Annotated in this window: 15 protein-coding genes; 8 read left to right on the top strand and 7 right to left on the bottom strand. The window is 63.6% G+C overall.

Annotated features, from left to right (window positions below; all coding sequences use genetic code 11):
- Nucleotides 1-29: 29 nt before the first annotated feature.
- The 4 genes from HWE17_RS23795 (at nucleotide 30) to HWE17_RS23780 (ending at nucleotide 3,195) form a co-directional block, all read left to right on the top strand.
- Complete coding sequence (locus HWE17_RS23795; RefSeq protein ID WP_010399205.1) at nucleotides 30-377, top strand: integration host factor subunit alpha; 348 nt, start codon at nucleotides 30-32, stop codon at nucleotides 375-377.
- 10 nt (nucleotides 378-387) lie between these two features.
- The gene (locus tag HWE17_RS23790) at nucleotides 388-792 is read left to right on the top strand and encodes a MerR family transcriptional regulator (protein ID WP_176390474.1); all 405 of its coding nucleotides are present in this window, start codon (nucleotides 388-390) and stop codon (nucleotides 790-792) included.
- A gap of 210 nt (nucleotides 793-1,002) precedes the next feature.
- Complete coding sequence (locus HWE17_RS23785) at nucleotides 1,003-1,635, top strand: response regulator transcription factor (protein ID WP_034783185.1); 633 nt, start codon at nucleotides 1,003-1,005, stop codon at nucleotides 1,633-1,635.
- Between the two features lie 144 nt (nucleotides 1,636-1,779).
- The gene (locus tag HWE17_RS23780) at nucleotides 1,780-3,195 is read left to right on the top strand and encodes a CHASE3 domain-containing protein (protein ID WP_176390473.1); all 1,416 of its coding nucleotides are present in this window, start codon (nucleotides 1,780-1,782) and stop codon (nucleotides 3,193-3,195) included.
- 76 nt (nucleotides 3,196-3,271) lie between these two features.
- Here the strand turns inward: HWE17_RS23780 and HWE17_RS23775 are convergent, their stop codons facing one another.
- Together HWE17_RS23775 and HWE17_RS23770 are read right to left on the bottom strand one after the other, a co-directional pair.
- Nucleotides 3,272-4,081 carry a Crp/Fnr family transcriptional regulator gene (locus HWE17_RS23775; protein WP_034783188.1) on the bottom strand — a complete coding sequence of 270 codons (810 nt, stop codon included), beginning with the start codon at nucleotides 4,079-4,081 and terminating at the stop codon, nucleotides 3,272-3,274.
- Nucleotides 4,082-4,307: 226 nt separating this feature from the next.
- Nucleotides 4,308-6,365, bottom strand: a complete 2,058-nt coding sequence (locus tag HWE17_RS23770; protein WP_176390472.1) for a methyl-accepting chemotaxis protein — start codon at nucleotides 6,363-6,365, stop codon at nucleotides 4,308-4,310.
- Between the two features lie 174 nt (nucleotides 6,366-6,539).
- Here HWE17_RS23770 and HWE17_RS23765 point away from each other — a divergent pair, with 174 nt between their 5' ends.
- Entirely contained in the window at nucleotides 6,540-8,216 is a 1,677-nt protein-coding gene (locus HWE17_RS23765; RefSeq protein WP_035827636.1) for a peptide chain release factor 3, read from the top strand.
- 121 nt (nucleotides 8,217-8,337) lie between these two features.
- On the opposite strand, the gene HWE17_RS23760 is transcribed toward HWE17_RS23765, so the two are convergent.
- On the bottom strand, nucleotides 8,338-10,230 hold the full coding sequence (locus tag HWE17_RS23760) for a bifunctional diguanylate cyclase/phosphodiesterase (protein ID WP_176390471.1): 1,893 nt from the start codon (nucleotides 10,228-10,230) through the stop codon (nucleotides 8,338-8,340).
- A gap of 144 nt (nucleotides 10,231-10,374) precedes the next feature.
- The gene (locus HWE17_RS23755; RefSeq protein WP_176390470.1) at nucleotides 10,375-10,635 is read right to left on the bottom strand and encodes a hypothetical protein; all 261 of its coding nucleotides are present in this window, start codon (nucleotides 10,633-10,635) and stop codon (nucleotides 10,375-10,377) included.
- Nucleotides 10,636-10,819: 184 nt separating this feature from the next.
- Here HWE17_RS23755 and rnk point away from each other — a divergent pair, with 184 nt between their 5' ends.
- Nucleotides 10,820-11,227, top strand: coding sequence for a nucleoside diphosphate kinase regulator (gene rnk / locus HWE17_RS23750; protein ID WP_162835757.1), 408 nt, complete (start codon nucleotides 10,820-10,822; stop codon nucleotides 11,225-11,227).
- A 63-nt stretch (nucleotides 11,228-11,290) separates the two neighbouring features.
- Here rnk and HWE17_RS23745 read toward each other — a convergent pair whose 3' ends face one another.
- The 3 genes from HWE17_RS23745 to HWE17_RS23735 all read right to left on the bottom strand — a co-directional run bounded on the left by HWE17_RS23745 (nucleotide 11,291) and on the right by HWE17_RS23735 (nucleotide 13,570).
- Nucleotides 11,291-12,319 carry a transporter gene (locus tag HWE17_RS23745; RefSeq protein WP_235211695.1) on the bottom strand — a complete coding sequence of 343 codons (1,029 nt, stop codon included), beginning with the start codon at nucleotides 12,317-12,319 and terminating at the stop codon, nucleotides 11,291-11,293.
- Nucleotides 12,320-12,434: 115 nt separating this feature from the next.
- On the bottom strand, nucleotides 12,435-13,133 hold the full coding sequence (locus HWE17_RS28990) for a YXWGXW repeat-containing protein (RefSeq protein WP_369681772.1): 699 nt from the start codon (nucleotides 13,131-13,133) through the stop codon (nucleotides 12,435-12,437).
- A 200-nt stretch (nucleotides 13,134-13,333) separates the two neighbouring features.
- Nucleotides 13,334-13,570 (bottom strand): hypothetical protein, encoded by a 237-nt coding sequence (locus HWE17_RS23735; RefSeq protein ID WP_035819941.1) that lies wholly within the window; start codon nucleotides 13,568-13,570, stop codon nucleotides 13,334-13,336.
- Nucleotides 13,571-13,913: 343 nt separating this feature from the next.
- Here HWE17_RS23735 and HWE17_RS23730 point away from each other — a divergent pair, with 343 nt between their 5' ends.
- Complete coding sequence (locus HWE17_RS23730) at nucleotides 13,914-16,235, top strand: hypothetical protein (RefSeq protein ID WP_176390469.1); 2,322 nt, start codon at nucleotides 13,914-13,916, stop codon at nucleotides 16,233-16,235.
- Nucleotides 16,236-16,254: 19 nt separating this feature from the next.
- Nucleotides 16,255-18,567, top strand: a complete 2,313-nt coding sequence (locus HWE17_RS23725) for an SUMF1/EgtB/PvdO family nonheme iron enzyme (RefSeq protein ID WP_176390468.1) — start codon at nucleotides 16,255-16,257, stop codon at nucleotides 18,565-18,567.
- The last annotated feature ends 175 nt before the right edge of the window (nucleotides 18,568-18,742 follow it).

The following is an 18,742-nucleotide window of genomic DNA, read 5'->3' as shown; positions in this document are numbered from 1 at the left end:
CCGCACTGGCCGCAGATCTGCATCGGGCCATGCTGGTTGCCAAAGTGCGCCAGGAAGCGGAAAAAGATTTACCCACCTTGACCAAGGCGGAACTGGCCGAACTGTTGTTCGAGCAAGTGGGCCTGAACAAGCGCGAAGCGAAGGATATGGTCGAGACGTTCTTTGACGAAATCCGCAACGCGCTCGAGCGTGGCGAGGCTGTCAAGTTGTCCGGTTTCGGCAATTTCCAGTTGCGCGACAAGCCGCAGCGGCCGGGCCGCAATCCGAAGACGGGCGAAGAGATTCCCATCACGGCGCGCCGTGTCGTGACTTTCCATGCGAGCCAGAAGCTGAAAAGCATGGTCGAAGAGACCAGTCCGCTGGCACGTGCTGCCTGAGTGAGTGGCGATGAACGAGCGCATCAGTAAAACCGAGTTGATCGCCTTGCCGCCCATTCCGGCGAAACGCTATTTCACGATCGGCGAAGTGAGCGAGTTGTGCGGCGTCAAACCGCACGTATTGCGCTACTGGGAGCAGGAGTTTTCCCAGCTCAAACCGGTCAAACGACGTGGTAACCGCCGTTATTATCAGCACCACGAGGTGCTGCTGATACGCCGCATCCGCGAATTGCTGTACGAGCAGGGCTTTACCATCAGCGGCGCGCGCAACAAGCTCGACAGCCGTGGCGCCTCGCACGCCATCGCCGACGAGCAGCCTGTGCTGCCGGCCATGCCCGTCGTGCCGCAGGAAGCGCCGCTGGACCGCGCGTGGATACGCCATGAATTAATTGCGATTTTAAACTTGCTAAAATAAGATTTGTACCAATATAGGTGGGGTTGTCCGGCCGCGGTTGACCAAGTTGACTATACTGCATGGGTGCTCCGTCCTGGCGCTGACGCTACCGTACGGCACGCCATATTTTGAATATAATGTTAATGTTGCGTTTTTGTTAGTGACGCTGAACCGGAGCAGCGTTCAGGTTCCGGTAGTCTTTCCCAGGCCAGGAAAATTTAAGGGGAAACAATGATACGCGTTGCCATTTGTGATGATCACCAAATAGTACGAGCTGGATTCAAACAGATTTTTTCGTCGTCAAGCGACTTCAGTGTGGTGGCGGAAGCCGGTACCGGGCGCGAAGCGCTCGATATCGCCCGCCGCGAAATTTGCGATGTATTGCTGCTCGATATAGCCATGCCCGATCAGAGCGGCATTGATACCTTGCGCACGATCCGCCAGGGCCAGCCGGAGTTGCCCGTGCTGATCCTCAGCGGCTATCCCGCGCAGCAATATGCGCTGAACCTGTTCAAGATGGGCGCGAACGGCTATCTGAACAAGGAATGCGAAGCAGACGAGCTGATGACGGCCGTGCGCACCGTATTCCAGGGGCGCCGCTACGTCAGTTCCACCGTCGGTGAATTGCTGGCGCAATCGTTCGACCGCGACACGAATGCCGCCCTGCATACGGAATTGTCGGACCGCGAGTTCCAGGTGTTCCTGCGCCTGGCGCGCGGTGCCACGGTATCCGATATCGGGGTGGCCTTGTCGCTGAGCATCAAGACGGTGAGTACCTACCGTACGCGCATCATGGAAAAAATGGGCTTGCAATCTAACAGCGACTTGACCTATTACGCAATGAAAAACAATTTGCTTGACTAGCGTTGCGGTGCGATCATGGAAACATGATCGCTCAGCCCGCTGGCCAGCACGACTTGTGCAGTGCAGCAGTTTGTGGCGAGGACTATAATTGGCCGGCGCCGGCGCTCTCTCCCGCGCCGAACCTTGCTAAGGATGCACATCAGGATGTATTTCACCGCTGAACCGGCCCCGAATCACCGCCTGCCCCTCTACAAGACGATCCTGTGCGTGACGTGCGCCTTGCTGCTTGTACTCAATGGTTTCAGTCTCTATCATAATCTTCAGTCGCTGAAGGGCACGAACGCCTTGCTCAGCCAGAGCGCCCGCGTGGCGGACCGCCTGCAGTATTTGAACGTGCTCGTGCTCGATGCGGAAAGCAGCTTGCGCGGCTATTTCATTTCCGGCTCCGAAACCTATCTGGGGCCGTCGAAGACGGCCACCACCGAAATCGAAAACGAATTCAACGAGTTGCAAACCTTGCTCGCGGGCAGTCCCACCCAGCTGAAAAACCTGGGCCAGCTGAAAACTTTGATCCGTCGCAAGATGTCGATGCTGCAAGAGTCGATCGAGGTCTACAAGCAGGGCGGGCTGGCCGAGATCGTCAACATTTCCCGTGTCACCGATGACCGCGCCACCATGGACGAGATCCGCCTGCAGGTGGTGATCATGACGCGCGAACAGAATGAAGCGCTGTCGTCCGGCAGCGCCGCCTTCTACCATGAGTACCAGAAAGCCGTGCTGCTCGGCATCGGCATCAATGCCCTGGCCATTCTCGTGCTGATCATGTTTTACCAGCTGGTGCGGCGCAGCTTCCAGAACCGCGCGGCCGTCGAGTATGCATTGCAAAATGCCAATGACAACCTGGAATCGACGGTCAGCAAGCGTACGGAGCAGTTATCCGTGCTGTCGCGCCATTTGATCAGCGTCAATGAAGTGGAAAAGGCACGCCTGGCGCGCGAATTGCACGATGAGCTGGGCGCCAACCTGACCTCGATCAGCATGGACCTGGGCGCCGTCACCCAGCAACTGGCGCACACGCAGCCGGAACTGGCCGCGCAGTTGCGCCGCGCCAAGGCCACCCTGCTGGAAACGGTGGAACTGAAGCGCCGCATCGTGGAAGACCTGCGCCCCAGCCTGCTGGACAATCTGGGCCTGTGCGCCGCCATCGAAAGCTATTGCGAGGATTTTACGCGCATGAGTTCGGTGCGCTGCGAAACGGACGTGGCCATCAATATCGACAACCGCGAAGCCACCCTGACGATCGCCCTGTTCCGCATCGTGCAGGAATCGCTGACGAATATCATGAAATATGCGCGCGCCGGCATGGTCAGCGTGACCTTGAAACGCAACGAACACGGCCTGGTGCTGCGCGTCATCGACGACGGCATTGGCATCACGGAAGACGCGCTGCAAAAACCCATGTCGCACGGCTTGCTGGGCATGCGCGAACGCGCTTTGCTGCTGGGCGGCACCCTGACCGTGCGCCAGGGACCGGAAGGCAAGGGGACCTGCGTGGAAGCCGTGATTCCGCTGCCGCTGACGCCGGAGCCGGAAGACATCGACGCGGATATCGAAGCGTAATTTTCTTTGAGATAAAAAAATGGCCGGGCATGCAGTCCGGCCATTTTTTTGTTTATCTTGCCTGATCAGCAGCGTATCAGCAGCGCGACACGTCGCGCAGCAAGCGGTCGTATTCCGTCTTGGCGACCTTGTAGCATTCGCCCGCATAGCATTCCAGGCCGGCGCGGTCCAGCACCGTGATATTGCCGCGGCGATAGTGGATCAAGCCTTCTTCCTGCAACTTGCCCGCGGCGGCCGTGATGCTTTCGCGGCGCACGCCCAGCATGATGGAAATCAGCTCTTGCGTGACTTTCAATTCGTTCGATGGCGAACGGTCCAGGCGGTCCAGCAGCCAGCGGCACAGCTTTTGCTCGATCGAGCTGTGGCGGCCGCCGACGGCGTTCTGCGCCATTTGCGCAAACAGGGCGTTGGTGTAGCGCATCAGCAGCTGGGGCAGGGCGCCGCCTTGATTGAAGGCATCGCGCAAGCTTTGCGTTTTCAGGCGGTAGCCGTAGCCGGCGCTTTGCACGACGGCCGTGCACATGGCGCGCTCGCCTGCCAGCAGCGAGGCACCGGCCACGCCTTCATGGCCGACGACGGCGATTTCCGTCGTCGCGCCATCTTCCATTACATACAGCAGGGAAATGATGGCGGTGGTAGGAAAGTAGCTGTATTCCAGGTTGTTACCGTAGGCATACAATTCCTTGCCGAAAGGCAGTTCCACCAGTTCCAGGTCTTCGAACAGCGATTCGAGGGCGGCGCGCGGCAGGGCGGCCAGCAATTCATTCTGTTGTGCACTGCTGAGACTAACCCGCGACGCAAGCTTGATTTCCCGACCGGCCGCCGGCATGGCGCGCGGCAGCAACTGGTTCTTCTGGACCGGGGCGATAAGTTGAGTATGGCTCATAGTATTCCTCACAGGCTTTTTACATCGGAGTGCGACTGCCGCGTTGCTGGTCAAAAAAAACTCTCGTCTCCATGTGGTAACGGCGTTTTTTTCAACCGCGCGGTGCAGATCGCGATGTAGCTACTTTAAAAGCTTATGTAAGTGGCGAACATAAGATTAGCAGTCGCCACCTTGTAGTCTCTTTTGAGGCGAAATTGTAGTCCTTGTCCTACGCGCACACTTTTGACTAGCTAGCCTTGCGCCGTTCCGCGCGATTTTGTGATATGACGCGCGGTTTATTGGCGCTCCACAGGCCGGCCGGACGCACGCTGGGCAAGCCGTCGCGCATGCTTGCTGCGGGCGCCGGGCGTGGGTTTGGCATCTCGTGCTCCCCCAGGCGGAAGCGGCTGACGGCTTGCGTCAGCGCCTCGCCTTCCTGGTGCAGGCGCTGCGAACCGGCGCGGGCCTCGTCGACCAGGCCCGCGTTCTGACGCGTCATGTCGTCGATTTGCGCCAGCGCCTGGTTGATGCGGGCGATCTCGCCATTCTGCTCGGCGCCGGCGCTGCTGATGCGTCCGATGACGACGGCCACCTGCTGCACGGCGTCGACGACTTGCCGCATGGTGTTGCCGGCCGCGTTGACGAGGTCGCCGCCCGCATCGACGGTGGCCACAGAATCGCCGATCAGGCGCTTGATTTCCAGCGCCGCCTCGTTCGAGCGCTGCGCCAGGCTGCGCACCTCGGAGGCGACGACGGCGAAGCCGCGCCCCTGCTCGCCGGCTCTGGCCGCTTCGACGGCCGCGTTCAGGGCCAGGATATTCGTCTGGAAGGCGATGCCGTTGATGACGCCGATGATGTCGACGATCTTGTGCGAGCTGGCCTTGATCGAGGCCATGGTGTCGACCACGGCGCCCACGGTTTGCCCGCCGCGCAGTGCCACGTCGGCCGCCGTCGCCACCAGGGTGCGGCCCTGTCCTACGTGGGCTTCGTTGCGGCCCACGGTGGCCGTCAGTTCGCGCATCGAATCGACGGTGGCGCCCAGCGCGTCCGCCTGCGTGGCCGTGTGGCCGGACAGGGCGGCGTTGCCCTGGGCGATGTCGGCGCCGGCGGCCGCGATGACGGCCGCGCCGCCGCGGATTTCCTGCACCAGCGTGGCCAGGCCGTGCGTCATGGCGCCGAAGTCGCGCACCAGGTCGCCGATTTCATCGTGCGCCTGCGAGGTGATGCGCTGCGACAGGTCGCCCGCCGCCGCCGCGCCGACGGCCACGCGCAATTGCGTCACGTCGCGCGCGAACGCGGCATAAAAGCCTGCGCACAGGTAGGCGGCGGCCAGCAGCACCAGCAGCATGGCCGCCAGGATCAGGGCGCGGCGCGCCTCGTCGCGGGCGATGCGCTGCGCCAGCAAGCCGTCCAGCGCGGTGGCCGACGCGCCCGAGAGCGCGTGCAGGGCGTCGATCGCCTGCATGCCGGCCGCGTGGAATTGCGCGCCCGAGGTCTGGTCGTAGGAATTCGTCACTTCGTTTTTCGTGCGTTCGAGGAAGGCCAGCGCGGCCGACACGCCTTTCAGGGACGGCTGCAGGCTGGCGCGCAGTTCCGGCTTGGCGGCGATGATTTCGTCAAAGCGGGCCGGCAGGCGTTCCAGTTCGTGGCGCGCGATCAGGGCGTTGGCGTTGACGAGTTGATCTTCATTCGCCTCGAACAGGCCTGTGTCGATGTAGGCGGCGCCGCGCCCGGCGATGTCGGACAGGCTTTCGGCCAGGTCGGGCAGGGTGGCCGTGAAGACGGCGCTCAGGTGGTTGGCGCCCGCGTCCGGGTCCAGGCTCAGGTGCGAGCGGTCGGCCACCAGCTGGCCCAGTTTGGCTGCCTGGCGCAGCAGCGCCGTGTGCGCCGCGTAGCTGTCACGCGCCGCGAGGCCCGTCTGGCGGCCCAGCAGGGCTTGCCACTGCTTGCTCAGCTCGGCCGCCTGGGGCAGGCCGGCGCCCGCCGGCAGGCGCGCCAGGGCGGCCAGCGTGGCCGTGATGCGCGCATTGACGGCCGTGTTGTCCATGCCCGCCTTGCCGCTCAGGCGCAAGTGTTCGAGGCCGCGCCGCTGCTGCAGCAGGCGCGTGCCTTCCTGCAGCTGGCGCACATAGGTCACGCCCCGCTGCGCATCCTGCGCCTGGGCCAGCGACTTGCCCAGCTCCGAGATCAGCAGGGTGGTCGCCAGCACCAAAGGCAGCAAAAAGACCAGGCAGACAAGCATGAATTTGGGCAGCAGGCGCAGGCGCTGCATGAGTCGGATGGCGGGGGTGAGGAGCATTTTCATCGGGTTTCCAGGGTAGGGTGACAACATTTCTGCAGTGCAATGTTGCCTGCGGATTGTGACCCCTTGATGAAGTGGCCAATTTTGCCGTTCGCCAGAGTGAAGCAGTTCACACGGAAGGCCGATCCTTCTGTAAAATCGAGGGTTTTTTGCGAGGGCCATATTATGGTCACCAATATGGCCAACGAGAACGACATCAACACCCCCGATTCCAGCGACAATGCGGACAGCGCCGCAGCGTCCGTCAGCAGCAAGGCGCCGGCCGTGATCGCGCGCGAAGTGCAGCGCCGCCGCACCTTCGGCATCATTTCCCACCCCGATGCCGGTAAAACCACCCTGACGGAAAAACTGCTGCTGTTCTCGGGCGCGATCCAGATGGCCGGTACCGTCAAGGCGCGTAAATCGGGCCGTCACGCGACGTCGGACTGGATGGAGATCGAGAAGCAGCGCGGCATTTCCGTCGCTTCCTCGGTGATGCAGTTCGAATTCCGCGACCACGTCGTCAACCTGCTCGACACCCCTGGCCACCAGGACTTCTCGGAAGATACCTACCGCGTGCTGACGGCGGTCGACTCGGCGCTGATGGTGATCGATGCGGCCAAGGGCGTGGAAGCGCAGACGATCAAGCTGCTGGCCGTGTGCCGCATGCGCAATACGCCGATCGTCACCTTCATGAACAAGATGGACCGCGAGACGCGCGATCCGCTGGATCTGCTCGACGAACTCGAATCGGTGCTGAAGATTCAATGCGCGCCCGTCACCTGGCCTATCGGCATGGGCAAGAACTTCCGCGGCGTGTACCACCTGCTGAACGACGAGATCATGCTGTTCAAGGCCGGTGAAGAGAAGGCCGATGGCGCCTTTGAAATCATCAAGGGCATCGACAACCCGCGCCTGCAAGAGATGTTCCCGCTCGAGATGGACCAGCTGCGCATGGAAGTGGAACTGGTGCACGGCGCGTCGAACCCGTTCAACCTGGAGGAATTCCTGTCCGGCGTGCAGACGCCTGTGTTCTTCGGTTCGGCCATCAACAACTTCGGCGTGCGCGAGATTCTGTCCGCGCTGGTCGACTGGGCGCCAGCGCCGCGCGAGCGCGATGCGACCGTGCGTTCGGTGGCCCCGTCCGAGCAGCCGTTTACCGGTTTCGTCTTCAAGATCCAGGCCAACATGGACCCGGCCCACCGCGACCGTATCGCCTTTTTGCGCGTGTGCTCGGGACGTTTCGAGCGCGGCATGAAGGTCAAGCATTTGCGTCTGGGGCGCGAGATCAAGGTGTCGAACGTGGTGACCTTCATGGCATCGTCGCGCGAACAGGTGGAAGAAGCGTACGCGGGCGACATCATCGGCTTGCCGAACCACGGCAATATGCAGATCGGCGACAGTTTTTCCGAAGGCGAGATGCTGACCTTCACGGGCATCCCGTACTTCGCGCCAGACTTCTTCCGCTCCGTGCGCATCCGTAATCCCCTGAAAATCAAGCAGTTGCACAAGGGCTTGCAGCAGCTGGGCGAAGAGGGCGCGGTGCAGGTCTTCAAGCCGGTGCAGGGCGGCGAACTGGTACTGGGCGCCGTCGGCGTGCTGCAGTTCGAAGTGGTCGCCAGCCGCTTGCTCAACGAGTATGGCGTCGACGCCGTGTTCGAAGGCACCAGCATCAGCAGCGCGCGCTGGGTCAGCTGCGACGACAAGCGCATCCTGCAGGATTTCGAAAATGCGCTGGGCCACAACGTGGCCTACGATGCGGCCGGCAACATGGCTTACCTGGCCACGTCGGGCGTGAACCTGCGCCTGACGGAAGAGCGCTGGCCGAAATTGACGTTCCATGCGACGCGCGAGCATTCGGCGAAATTGGCTTGATGTAGCGTAGTGGTGTCGGATTACGCGCTGCGCGCTAATCCGACCTACGCCGACCTACCTGTTCATGGCGTAGGTCGGATTAGGCCAACGGCCGTAATCCGACACCATCGTTGGCACCAACTCAAGCCGGCAAAATCGTGCGCGTACTCCAGTCGCGCCGCTCCAGCAGCAATGCCGTCAGCTGCGCCGCCGTCATCGGGCGCGCGAAGAAAAAGCCCTGCACGTTGTCGCAGCCGGCCTTTCTCAAAAACTCCACCTGCTGCAAAGTTTCCACCCCTTCGGCCACCACTTTCAGGTGCAGGCTGTGCGCCATGGCGATGATGGCCGTGACGATGGCTTCACCCTCGCCGGGCAGGTCGTGCACGAAGCTGCGGTCGATTTTCAGCTGGTCGATGGGCAGGCGCTTCAGGTACGACATCGATGAATAGCCGGTGCCGAAATCGTCGATCGACAGGTGGATGCCCGCTTCCTGCAGGCGCCGCATCAATTCCACGTTGGCGTGGACATTGTCCATCAGGACGCCTTCCGTGATTTCCAGCTCCAGCAAGCCATGCGGCAGCTGCGTTTCATCCAGGATGGCGCGGATATCGTCCATCAGGCCCGGGTCGCGCGCCTGGCAGGCCGACAGGTTGACGGCCACGTGTTCGAGCGAATCGAGCAGGCCCGCCTTGCACCACAGGGCCGCCTGGCGGCAGGCGCTTTGCAGCACCCAGCGTCCCAGGTCGACGATGATGCCGCTTTCCTCGGCCACGGGGATGAATTCGGCGGGGCTCAACTGGCCCATGTCGCGGCAGTTCCAGCGTATCAGCGCTTCCACGCCGACGATGCGCCCGCTGCGCAAGTCGATCTGCGGCTGGTAGTGCAAATACAGTTCCTCGTTCTGCAGAGCCTTGCGCAAGTTCGCTTCCATGCGCAGGCGGCGCTGCGCGCGCAATTCCATTTCCGCCTTGAAGACGGCGTAGCGGTTCTTGCCCTGGTGCTTGGCGTGGTACATGGCCGTATCGGCATTGCGCGTCAGGGTGGCCACGTCCTGCGCGTCGAACGGATACAGGCTCACGCCGATGCTGGCGCTGACATACAGCTGGTGGCCTTCGAGGTCGAACGGCGCGGCCAGCACGGTCAGGATCTTGCGCGCCACGCTGGCCATTTCCGAGGCGTCGTCGGCCGGTTCGACGATGACGACGAATTCATCGCCGCCGATGCGGCAGATGATGTCGGTGCCGCGCAGGATGGCCACCAGGCGTTCGGATACGAGCTTGAGCAGCTGGTCACCGCAGTGGTGGCCCAGCGTATCGTTGACGACCTTGAAGTTATCCAGATCCAGCAGCAGCAGGCCCACGCTGCTGTCCTGGCGGTCGGCGCGCGCCAGCGCGTAGGCCAGGGCATCGTTGAATTCATGGCGGTTCGGCAGCTGCGTGACCGGGTCGACGTGGGCCAGATAGTGCAAATGGCTTTCCGCATGCTGGGCGGCTGTGCGCGTGCGGCGCACCATCAGGACCGTCAGGCCGAACGCGCACAGGCAGACGAGCAGGGTGAAGGCGGCAAATTGCGCCAGGCTGGCGTACAGCGGCGCCAGGCTGGCGCGCAGGTACAGCGCGCCGCCGCCGGGCAAGGCCGTCAAGACGGCGGCGCTGCCGTCCAGGTAATCGAGGTGCAGGCCGTTGCGCGGCGCCGCCGGCACGGCATCGTTGCTGCTGCGCGCGTAGCGGGCAAATGGCGTGCCATAGGGACTGTAAAGTATTGCTTGCCGGACATGCGGGGCGGCGGCGAGGGAGGCGAGCAGTTGTTGCGCCGCAAGACGATTGTCCTGGCGCATGGCCTGGCTGGCGGCGGGCGCCAGCATGTCGGCCTGAATTTTCAAGTTACGCTGCAAGGATGCCTGGAGGGCAAACAGCTGGAAGAGGATCAGCAGCAGGCTGGCCATGGCCAGCATGGCCGCCGCGGCCAGCAAGTTCAGCCGGGCAATCCGGTCGCCGCGCAATTGCACCGACGGCAGCATTAATGGCGTCATCATGACGCTCCCTCCTGCCGGCCCCGCTTGCCGCCGCCCCGTGTGATCCCGCCTCGCCCTGCCATACTTTGCGTTCCAGTCTGATGAAAACCGAAGTGAGCCGGAACTCTCAACGTGTTGCCAAGTGTTGCTAAGGCCGACATATTGTCATTTTGCAGCGTGAAAGTACAGTGCGCGCGGCAATTTTGTGTGCATGCGGCGGACCGGTGGCAGCAGGCAAGGCGACAAAACAGGCGGAAAAGGCAGGGCGTGTCTTTCTAATAATAATGCTGGCTGAATTTTAATCCTTTTTTTGCCCACCGGTTTTTTCTCTAAAAACATGCTGACAGTAAACAAAATGCCATGAAGAATAACTTCAGTATCCCAAGATATCCGGGCGCGGATTAACTTTTTGTCCGTATCGTCCATTGCAAGTCATTGATTTTAATAAATTTTAATGGAGAATGCGAGAACGCTATGGCCTTGCTCCGCGAGTTCGTCCATAATCCGCTGATGATGGACGTTCTGATGCTGTTTGTTTTGTCTCGCGCGGCCACGCAAGATGCCGCCAGCAAAACCGGACGTCGCCCTAATGATCAATAGTGAGGATATCTTGGAAAAAAAACCAAAAATTATTTTGTCGTCACAAGACCTGGAACGACTGGAAGCGTTGTTGTATGCCTTGGGTAATAACTTATCGCCGGACAAGGCCGCCTTGCTCGACGAGCTGGGCCGCGCCGAGGTGCTCGAGCCGCAAGAGATTCCCCCGACCGTCGTGACGATGAATTCCACCGTGCGCTTCACGGTGGAAAACAAGGAAGAATTCTGCCTGACGCTCGTGTATCCGAAGGATGTGGAAGGCCAGGCCGACCGCATTTCCGTGCTGGCGCCCGTCGGCAGCGCGCTGCTGGGCCTGTCCGTTGGCGACAGCATCGCCTGGCCCATGCCGGGCGGCGTGGTGAAGGTCAAGATCGAGGAAATCGTCTATCAGCCTGAACGGGCTGGCGAATACCACCGCTAAGCGCAGCAAGCAGTGACGGCGGACGGTGCCTGCCGTTCGCCTGCCAGGCCGTGTTTCCGATAGTCAACTATTGCGTTGCACGCGCACCACCAGCCATCCCGCCACCACTGTGAACGTGACGATGATGGCGACGATGATCCAGAAGCCCTGCGGATGCTGGGCCAGCGGAATTCCCCCCACATTCATGCCCAGCATGCCGGCGATGATATTGATCGGCAAGGCCAGCACGGTGACGATGGTCAGCACGAACAGGCTGCGGCTGTTTTCCTCGTTGACGCTGGCGGCGATCTCTTCCTGCAGCAATTTGATGCGTTCCTGTAGCGAAGACATATCGCTGAGCACCACGGAAAACTCCTCCGTCGACTGGCGCAGTTCCAGGCTGTCCAGTTCCGACACCCACGATGGCGGGCGTTGCAGCAGGCGGAACAGGGCGGCCGGTTCCGGCGCCAGCAGGCGCTGCAGCCGCACCAGCACGCGCCGCATGCCGCCCAGGTCTGCGCGTTTCGGCACCAGGCGCCCGGCCAGCAAGTGGTCTTCGATATCGTCGACCCGCGCCACGGCGTCGCGCACGATGTTGACCAGCACGTCGGCCTGGTCGCGCAGCAGATGGATCAGCAATTCCACCGACGAGCGGATCGGCTCGTGGTTCTTGATGACGGCCTGGCGCAGGCGCTCGATCGACTGCAACGGTGCGCGGCGCGCCGTGATGACGAGGTTTTGCGCCACGCTGGCCCACATGGTGGAAATGTCGGACGCTTCGAACGAGAAATTGTGCACCACATCGTTGACCACGGCGATCAGGGTGTTTTCCGCCTGCTCGATGCGCGTCGAGCGCGAACCCTGGTGCAGGGTTTCATAGAATTCGTCGGCCAGCTGCGTATGCGTCATCAGCCATTTTTCGCTGGCCGCATGCGACAGATTGAAATGCAGCCAGACGAATTCCTGCGCCGGCCGCGCCGCGCCATCGGCCAGCCAGGCCAGCGCGGCCGTCGAGTCGAGCGCCAGCGGCTGCGGCTCGCGCCCAAACAGGAAGCCCCAGACCAGGCCCGAGGTGTCCGAGCCGTAGGTAAAACCGGCAGTTTCCATCGCCATCGTGAATCTTTCTCGTGCAGTGTGATTGATCGTCGCGCGATGTTAATACACGGATGTGTCGGGAAAATGACAAGGCCACCGCGATGGGTGGCCTTGTCCTGACTACAGATGCGTATTAATTGCGGCGCGGGTTGTCGGGCCGGCGGTCGTCGCGGTTCGGTATGCCGTCGCCGTCGCGGTCGTGGCGGTTGCCATTGTCGCGGTCATAGCGGTTGGGGATGCCGTCGCGGTCGCGGTCACCGTTCGGGCCGCGTGGCGACCAGCGGCCTTGCTCCATCTGCCAGCGGCCATCGCGCTGGTTCCAGGCGGGCGGCGCATACACGTAGCCGGGGCGTTCGGCGATCCACACGCCTGGCGTCCATGCGTAGCGCTGGCCGCGCCATTCCCAGTGGCCGGGCGCCCAGGTGTAGCCGTGGCGCGCGCGCGGGATGGCTTCGCGGCGCGGTGGCGGCGGGGCGATGCGGATGTCGTCATAGCGCACGGGCTGCACTTGCGCGGCGACCCAGCCGCCGCGGTCCAGGCGCCAGCGGTTGTTCTCCTGTATCCAGGCGGCGCGGCGGTAGTGGTTGCCGCCCCGTTCGCGCAACCATTCGCCATTGTTCCAGACATGGCGCTGGCCGTCCCAGTTCCAGTAGCCGGGCGCCCAGACATAGCCGGCGCGCGGCGCTGGCACGCTTTCAAACCGTGGCGGAGGCGGCGCGTTGCCGATGACAATGCTGACGCCGAGCTGATTCTGTGCCATGGCTTGCGCGGGCAGGAAGGCCGCGGTGCTGATGGCAAGCATGGCTGCTGCGTAGAGTGTGACGGGTTTCATGATGTGCTCCATTTCGGTGATTGCTTGAAATGGACTATAGGCGCTTGCAGGCGGGCGGATCGCCTTTGATTCAACTTATTACAATTGACACAATGCTGTGTGTCCGTGTATCCGTGGCGGATACAAATGCGGTGCCAATGGCGGCCTGGCGCGGCGACTATTCGCAGTGCGCCAGGCGGCGTGGTGTCAGCATCGTTGGCTCACAGGGTGCTGGCGGTGGCGTTGCCCAGCAAGGCTTGCCGTTCTTCGATCAGCGAGATTTTCTTTTCCTGTTCCGTCAGGCGCTTGGCGCTGACGACGACGACGGGGATGGCGCTCGCTTGCGCCACATCAGTCGCTTTGGCAGCCGATGGCTGCATGAAGCTGACGTAGCTGGCGCCGCAGGCGATGGCGACGGCGACGGTAAAGATGGCTTCCATGTTTTTTAACGTTTTCATGATGGTTCCTTTCGGGTGGCGGGTGGGTATGCATGCACTGTAGCCAGGCGCGGGCCGGCGCGCCATGCAGATGCGACCAGCCGTGGTTTTGGCGGGATGGCCTGCAAAAAAACGGCGCTGAAATGCCTGCGCGCGGCGCTGGCGGGCGACCGCATGAATTGAGGCCTAATTCGCCCTGTATCCGTGCATATGAATGCAATTGCCCTATGGCATTATCTGATGCTGCGCCGTTTCGTGCACGCTCGGCGCGCGGCAGGTGCTGCGCCAGCTGTGCTGCTAGAATCGGCATGGCAGCCGTGTTGCGCACACTTGCGTGCACAATCATTCTCATCAGGAGTCACACATGTTCCAATTGTTTGGTTTTGGCGGCGCCCGCTGCCCGCGCTGCGAGCACAAGAACGGCGCTGCCGCCGGCTATTGCGCGCAATGCGGCTTGTCGCTGGGGGCACCCGACAGCGACGCGGTGCTGCATGCCAATCAATGGCATCTTGCTGATGGGCAACTTGCCCTGTTCTTTGGCGTGCGCGAACTGTCCTCGCTGTTTGGCAGCGCGGCGCGCCGCCTGCAGGTGCCGGCCGAGTCGCGCGCCTGGATCGTGCAATCGGACGCTTTCACCTTGATACCGGCCGGCGACTACGACAGCGCCGCCTTCTTTGCGCGCCTGCCCGCGCTGCTGCCGGCGCGTCCGGCCGAAGTGCTGATCGCGCGCGCCGACGCCGTCAGCCTGGAATTCGACTTGCCGGCCCTGGCCAGCACGGAGTTGCTGAACGTCGCCGCGTCCCTGCGCGTCGACATCGCGCTGGGCCAGCCCGATGCGTTCGCGCGCCAGTTCATGCGCGCGCCGGGCGCCGTCACGCGCGCCCACCTGCACGCCTTGCTGCTGCCGTCCGTGCGCCAGATCGCGCTGGAATTCATCGGCAGCCGTGCCCTGCGCGAGATGGACGCGAATGCCGACTTGCGGCCCGAATTGAACGAACGCCTGCAATCGGCCCTGACGCAGCGCCTGGCGCCCAGCGGCCTGGCCGTGGCGCGCGTGGAAACGCTCAGCCTGCGCCATGACAAGCGCGAGGGCGGCGGCGATGCGGCCATCGGCACCCTGTGGCTGGGCGGCTTGCCGGCGCAGGAACTGGAGCAGCACAGCCTGGAACGCATGAAGCAGCTCGACCAGCTGTATGACGAGGAAGAGTGGCAGCGCATCCGCCGCGAGGAACTGGCGGCGCGCCACGCGCACCGCCGCGCGGAATTGCAGCAGGATGCGACGGTGGAAAAGGCGGAACTGAACCACCAGGAAGCGGAGCGCCTGCAAGCGCTGCGCGGGCGCCAGATCGACCTGTATGGCCGCATCCTGGAAGCGAAATCGCGGCGCCAGGCGCTCGACCATGGCGCCGCGCTGGCGCTGGGCGAACTGGAACAGGAACTGGCGCAAAAAGGCGCGCAGCGCGCCGATGAAGCGGCCAACTGGGAACACGTGCGGGCGCTGGCCGCCATCAAGATGCGCAGCGAGCTGGAACTGTCGCAGCTGCACGGGCGCGAACAGATCCAGCTGGCGCAGCAGCGTTTTACGCATCAGGTGCACCTGCAGTCGATCGCGCAGCAAGTGGAAAGCGCGCTGCTGATCGACGACGAGACGGGCCGCCGCACCCAGCTGGCGCGCCTGCGCCAGGCGGAAGCGGATGCGGCCCAGCGCGAGGCGCAGCTGGAGGCGGAGCAGCACCAGGCTGCGTGGCAGGGCCTGATGCTGGCGAATGCGGCGCGCAAGCGCGAAGCGGAGCGGGTGCAGGAGTGGGAAGACCAGATGCAGCTGGCGCGCCAGCGCGAATTGCTGCGCGCCGAAGCGCACAAGGATGAAGCGGCCCAGGTGCAGGCGGCGGAAATCGCGGAAAAAGTGGCGGCGCTGCGGCGCGGCGGCGCGCGCGAGGACGCCGTCGCGCAGCAGGAAAAGCTGCTGCGCACCATCGAGGCCGACGGCGTGCATGCGCGCCAGCTGCAGCAGCAAACGCAGTTGGCGCAGCTCGACGCGCTGGCCATCGAGGAACAGCGCCAGCAGCTGCGCCAGCTGGAACAGGAAGCGCAATGGCAGCGCGACTTGCTGGCCATGGCGCAGCAGCGCGAAAGCGATTACGCGCGCTGGAAAGGTGAATACGAAGCCTTGCTGGCGCAGCAGGCGCATGCGGCCGAACTGGCGCGCATCGACATCGACCGCATCGAGAAAATCGGCTCCCTGAGCGACACGGGCAAGGTGGCGATGGCCGCCGGACAGAATGCAAGCGCGCTGGCGCAAGTGCTGAAAACGCAGCTGCAGGCGGGCATGAGCGCCGAGCAGATCCACGCGCTGGCGGCGCTGGCGGCGGCCGAGAACAGCGTCGCGCCGCTGGACGCCATGCGCATGGCGCAGGACAGCGTGGCGCAGGAGCGCAGCTATCTGGAAGGCCAGGCGGAACGCGAACGGCGCCAGCAGCTGGACTTGATCAACCTGCAAAATGCGGCGCACGCGCATGGCCTGTCGGCGCAGGCGCAGCTGGGCGTGGCCGTGGCGCAGGCGTTGCAGCCGGGTGCCGCCGCCGTCGCAGCGGCGCCGGCCCGCTGCAAGAACGGCCATGCGCAGCGCGCGGGCCATCCGGAAGATAAATTCTGCGCCGCCTGCGGCGTCGCCCTGCAGCCTTGATGGAAGCGTTTCACCCCAGATGATGCAAAAAGCACGAGACAAGCTGCGGGAACTGCGCGCCCTCCATGACGACGGGCTGCTCAGCGAGCAGGAATTTGAACGCCGCAAGAACGCCATCCTCGACGCCGAGTACGCGCCGCCCGGCGCCGCGCCTGCGGCCGCGCCGCTGCCCGTGCGCCAGGGTACGGAACTGGGCTTCATGAAGGGCCAGGAAATCGGCCCGCAAAACCGCCGCTACCGGCTCGAACGGCTGATCGGCACGGGCGGCATGGGGCAGGTGTGGCAGGCGACCGACCTGGCCACGCACGCGGAGCTGGGCAGCAGCGAAATGGTGGCGCTGAAGATCTTGCCGCCGCAGCTGACGCAAAGCGCCACGCACGCCAAGCTGCTGATCGAGGAAGCGACCCAGGCGCGCAAACTCGCGCATGAAAACATCGTGCGCGTCTACGAGTGGGCGCAGGATCCGGCCACGGCCAGCTATTTCATCATCATGGAATGCCTCGATGGCGAAGACCTCGAGCACTATCTGGCGCGCACGGGCGCGCTGCCCCTGTCCACGGTGCAGGAACTGCTGCAGCCGGTGGCCGAAGCGCTGTCGTATGCGTGGGAAAAGCACAAGCTGGTGCATCGCGACCTCAAGCCGGGCAATGTCTTCCTGACGGCGAAGGGCGACGTCAAATTGCTCGACTACGGCATCGCTTCGCGGGTGCGCAATGCGGACAGCAGCCTGGCGCTGGAGATGCCGAATGCGGGCACGCACGGCTACCGGGCGCCCGAGGCCGGCGCCAACCAGCGCCAGCCCAGCCCGCGCCTGGACGTGTATGCCGTGGCCGTGATGATCTATCAGATGCTCGAAGGGCGCATGCCGTTTGACGACACGCGCAGCGCCAGCCATTTGCCGTCCGCGCCGCAAGCGCTCAACGCGCAGCAGTGGCAAGTCTTGCAGAACGGTTTTTCGCTGACGCCGGAACTGCGGCCCCAATCCGTGCAAGCCTTGCTGGAAAGCCTGGAGCGCGCCGCCGGGCCGTCGCCCGAAGAACTGGCGGAACAGGCGCGCCAGCAGCAGGCGCGCGCGGCGCAGCAACAACGGCAGGCGGCGCTGGCGGCCGAACAGGCCCGCGAGGAAGAGATCAAGCGGGCCCGCATACGCCAGGAAGAACTGGATCAGCGCCGCAAGGCCGAGATCCAGGCGGCCGCGCTGGAAAAGCAGCGCCAGGACAAACTGCGCCGCGAGCAGGAGGCGCAGCGCCATTTTGAAGCGGAAGAGGCGCGCAAGCTGCGCAAGGAAGCGCTGCGCGGCCAGCTGCGCGCGCGCCGCGAAGCCGATGCCGCCACGGCCTTGCAGGAACACCAGGAATTGCAGCGCAAGGCCATCGTCGCCAAGGCGGAGGCGGCCTACCGCGCGGAACAGGAACGCGCGCGCCGCGAAGAGGCCAGCCGCGCCGCGACCGCATCCGTCCCTGCGCCGGCATCCGCGCCAGCGCCGGAAACGGAACACGCGGAACCGGTGGCCAATGCGGAAGGCATCTTGCGCGATGACTTTCTTGATGGCGCGGGACAGGGCCCGGAACTGGTGCTCATTCCCAGCGGCCGCTTCCAGATGGGCGCGCACGAGACGGAGCACAAGGCCGCCATCCAAGCCGGCTCGCAGCAGTCCTGGCTCGAACGCGAAATGCCGCAGCACTGGGTTGGCATCGAGCGCCCGTTCGCGCTGGCGCGCCACCCCGTCAGCGTGGGCGAATGGCGCGCCTTCGTCAAGGCGACCGGCTGGGCGGGCGGGTCGGAAACGGACTGGGACAATCCCGGCTTCGTGCAAACCGACCTGCACCCGGTGGTCGGCGTGAGCTGGAATGACGCGCAGCTGTACCTGGCGTGGATGAGTGAACGCACGGGCCGGCGGTACCGCCTGCCCAGCGAAGCGGAATGGGAATACGCATGCCGCGCCGGCACGCGCACGGCCTTCAACGTGGGCGACACGATCAGCACCGAGCAAGCCAACTACGACGGCCTGTACGTGTACAACGGCGGCCCGCGCGGCGTGTACCGGGGCGGCACCACGCCGCTGGGTACGTTTGCGCCGAATTCCTGGGGCCTGTTCGACATGCACGGCAATGTGTGGGAATGGGTGCAGGACGTGGTGCACGACAATTACGACGGCGCGCCCGTCGACGGCAGCGCGTGGGAAGAAGGTGCCGACAGCAGCCGGCGCATCCTGCGCGGCGGCTCGTGGCTGTACCACCCGCGCTATTTGCGTTCGGCCCTGCGCAACGGCTTTTCCACGGTGCTGTCGAACGACATCGTCGGCTTCAGGGTGGCGCGCACGCTCGACTGACTCATTATCATATCGGTCATCTTGATGGATGCTGCATGCACCTTGACCGTGCCGGAGTGTCCATCGTCTTCGCCGGTCCACCGATGCCCTGTTCCGTATCAAATGACCAGGTAGTGGGGGAGCCGGCTGCGCAAAGCGGGCAAACGGTGTAAATTGTGGCTTTCCAAACGCACCC

It is taken from the genome of Janthinobacterium sp. BJB401 (genome assembly GCF_013372745.1).
Taxonomy (GTDB): Bacteria; Pseudomonadota; Gammaproteobacteria; order Burkholderiales; family Burkholderiaceae_D; genus Janthinobacterium; species Janthinobacterium rivuli.
The sequence above is the reverse complement of the archived record's forward strand: the minus strand, read 5'-3'. Positions and strand labels throughout refer to the sequence as shown.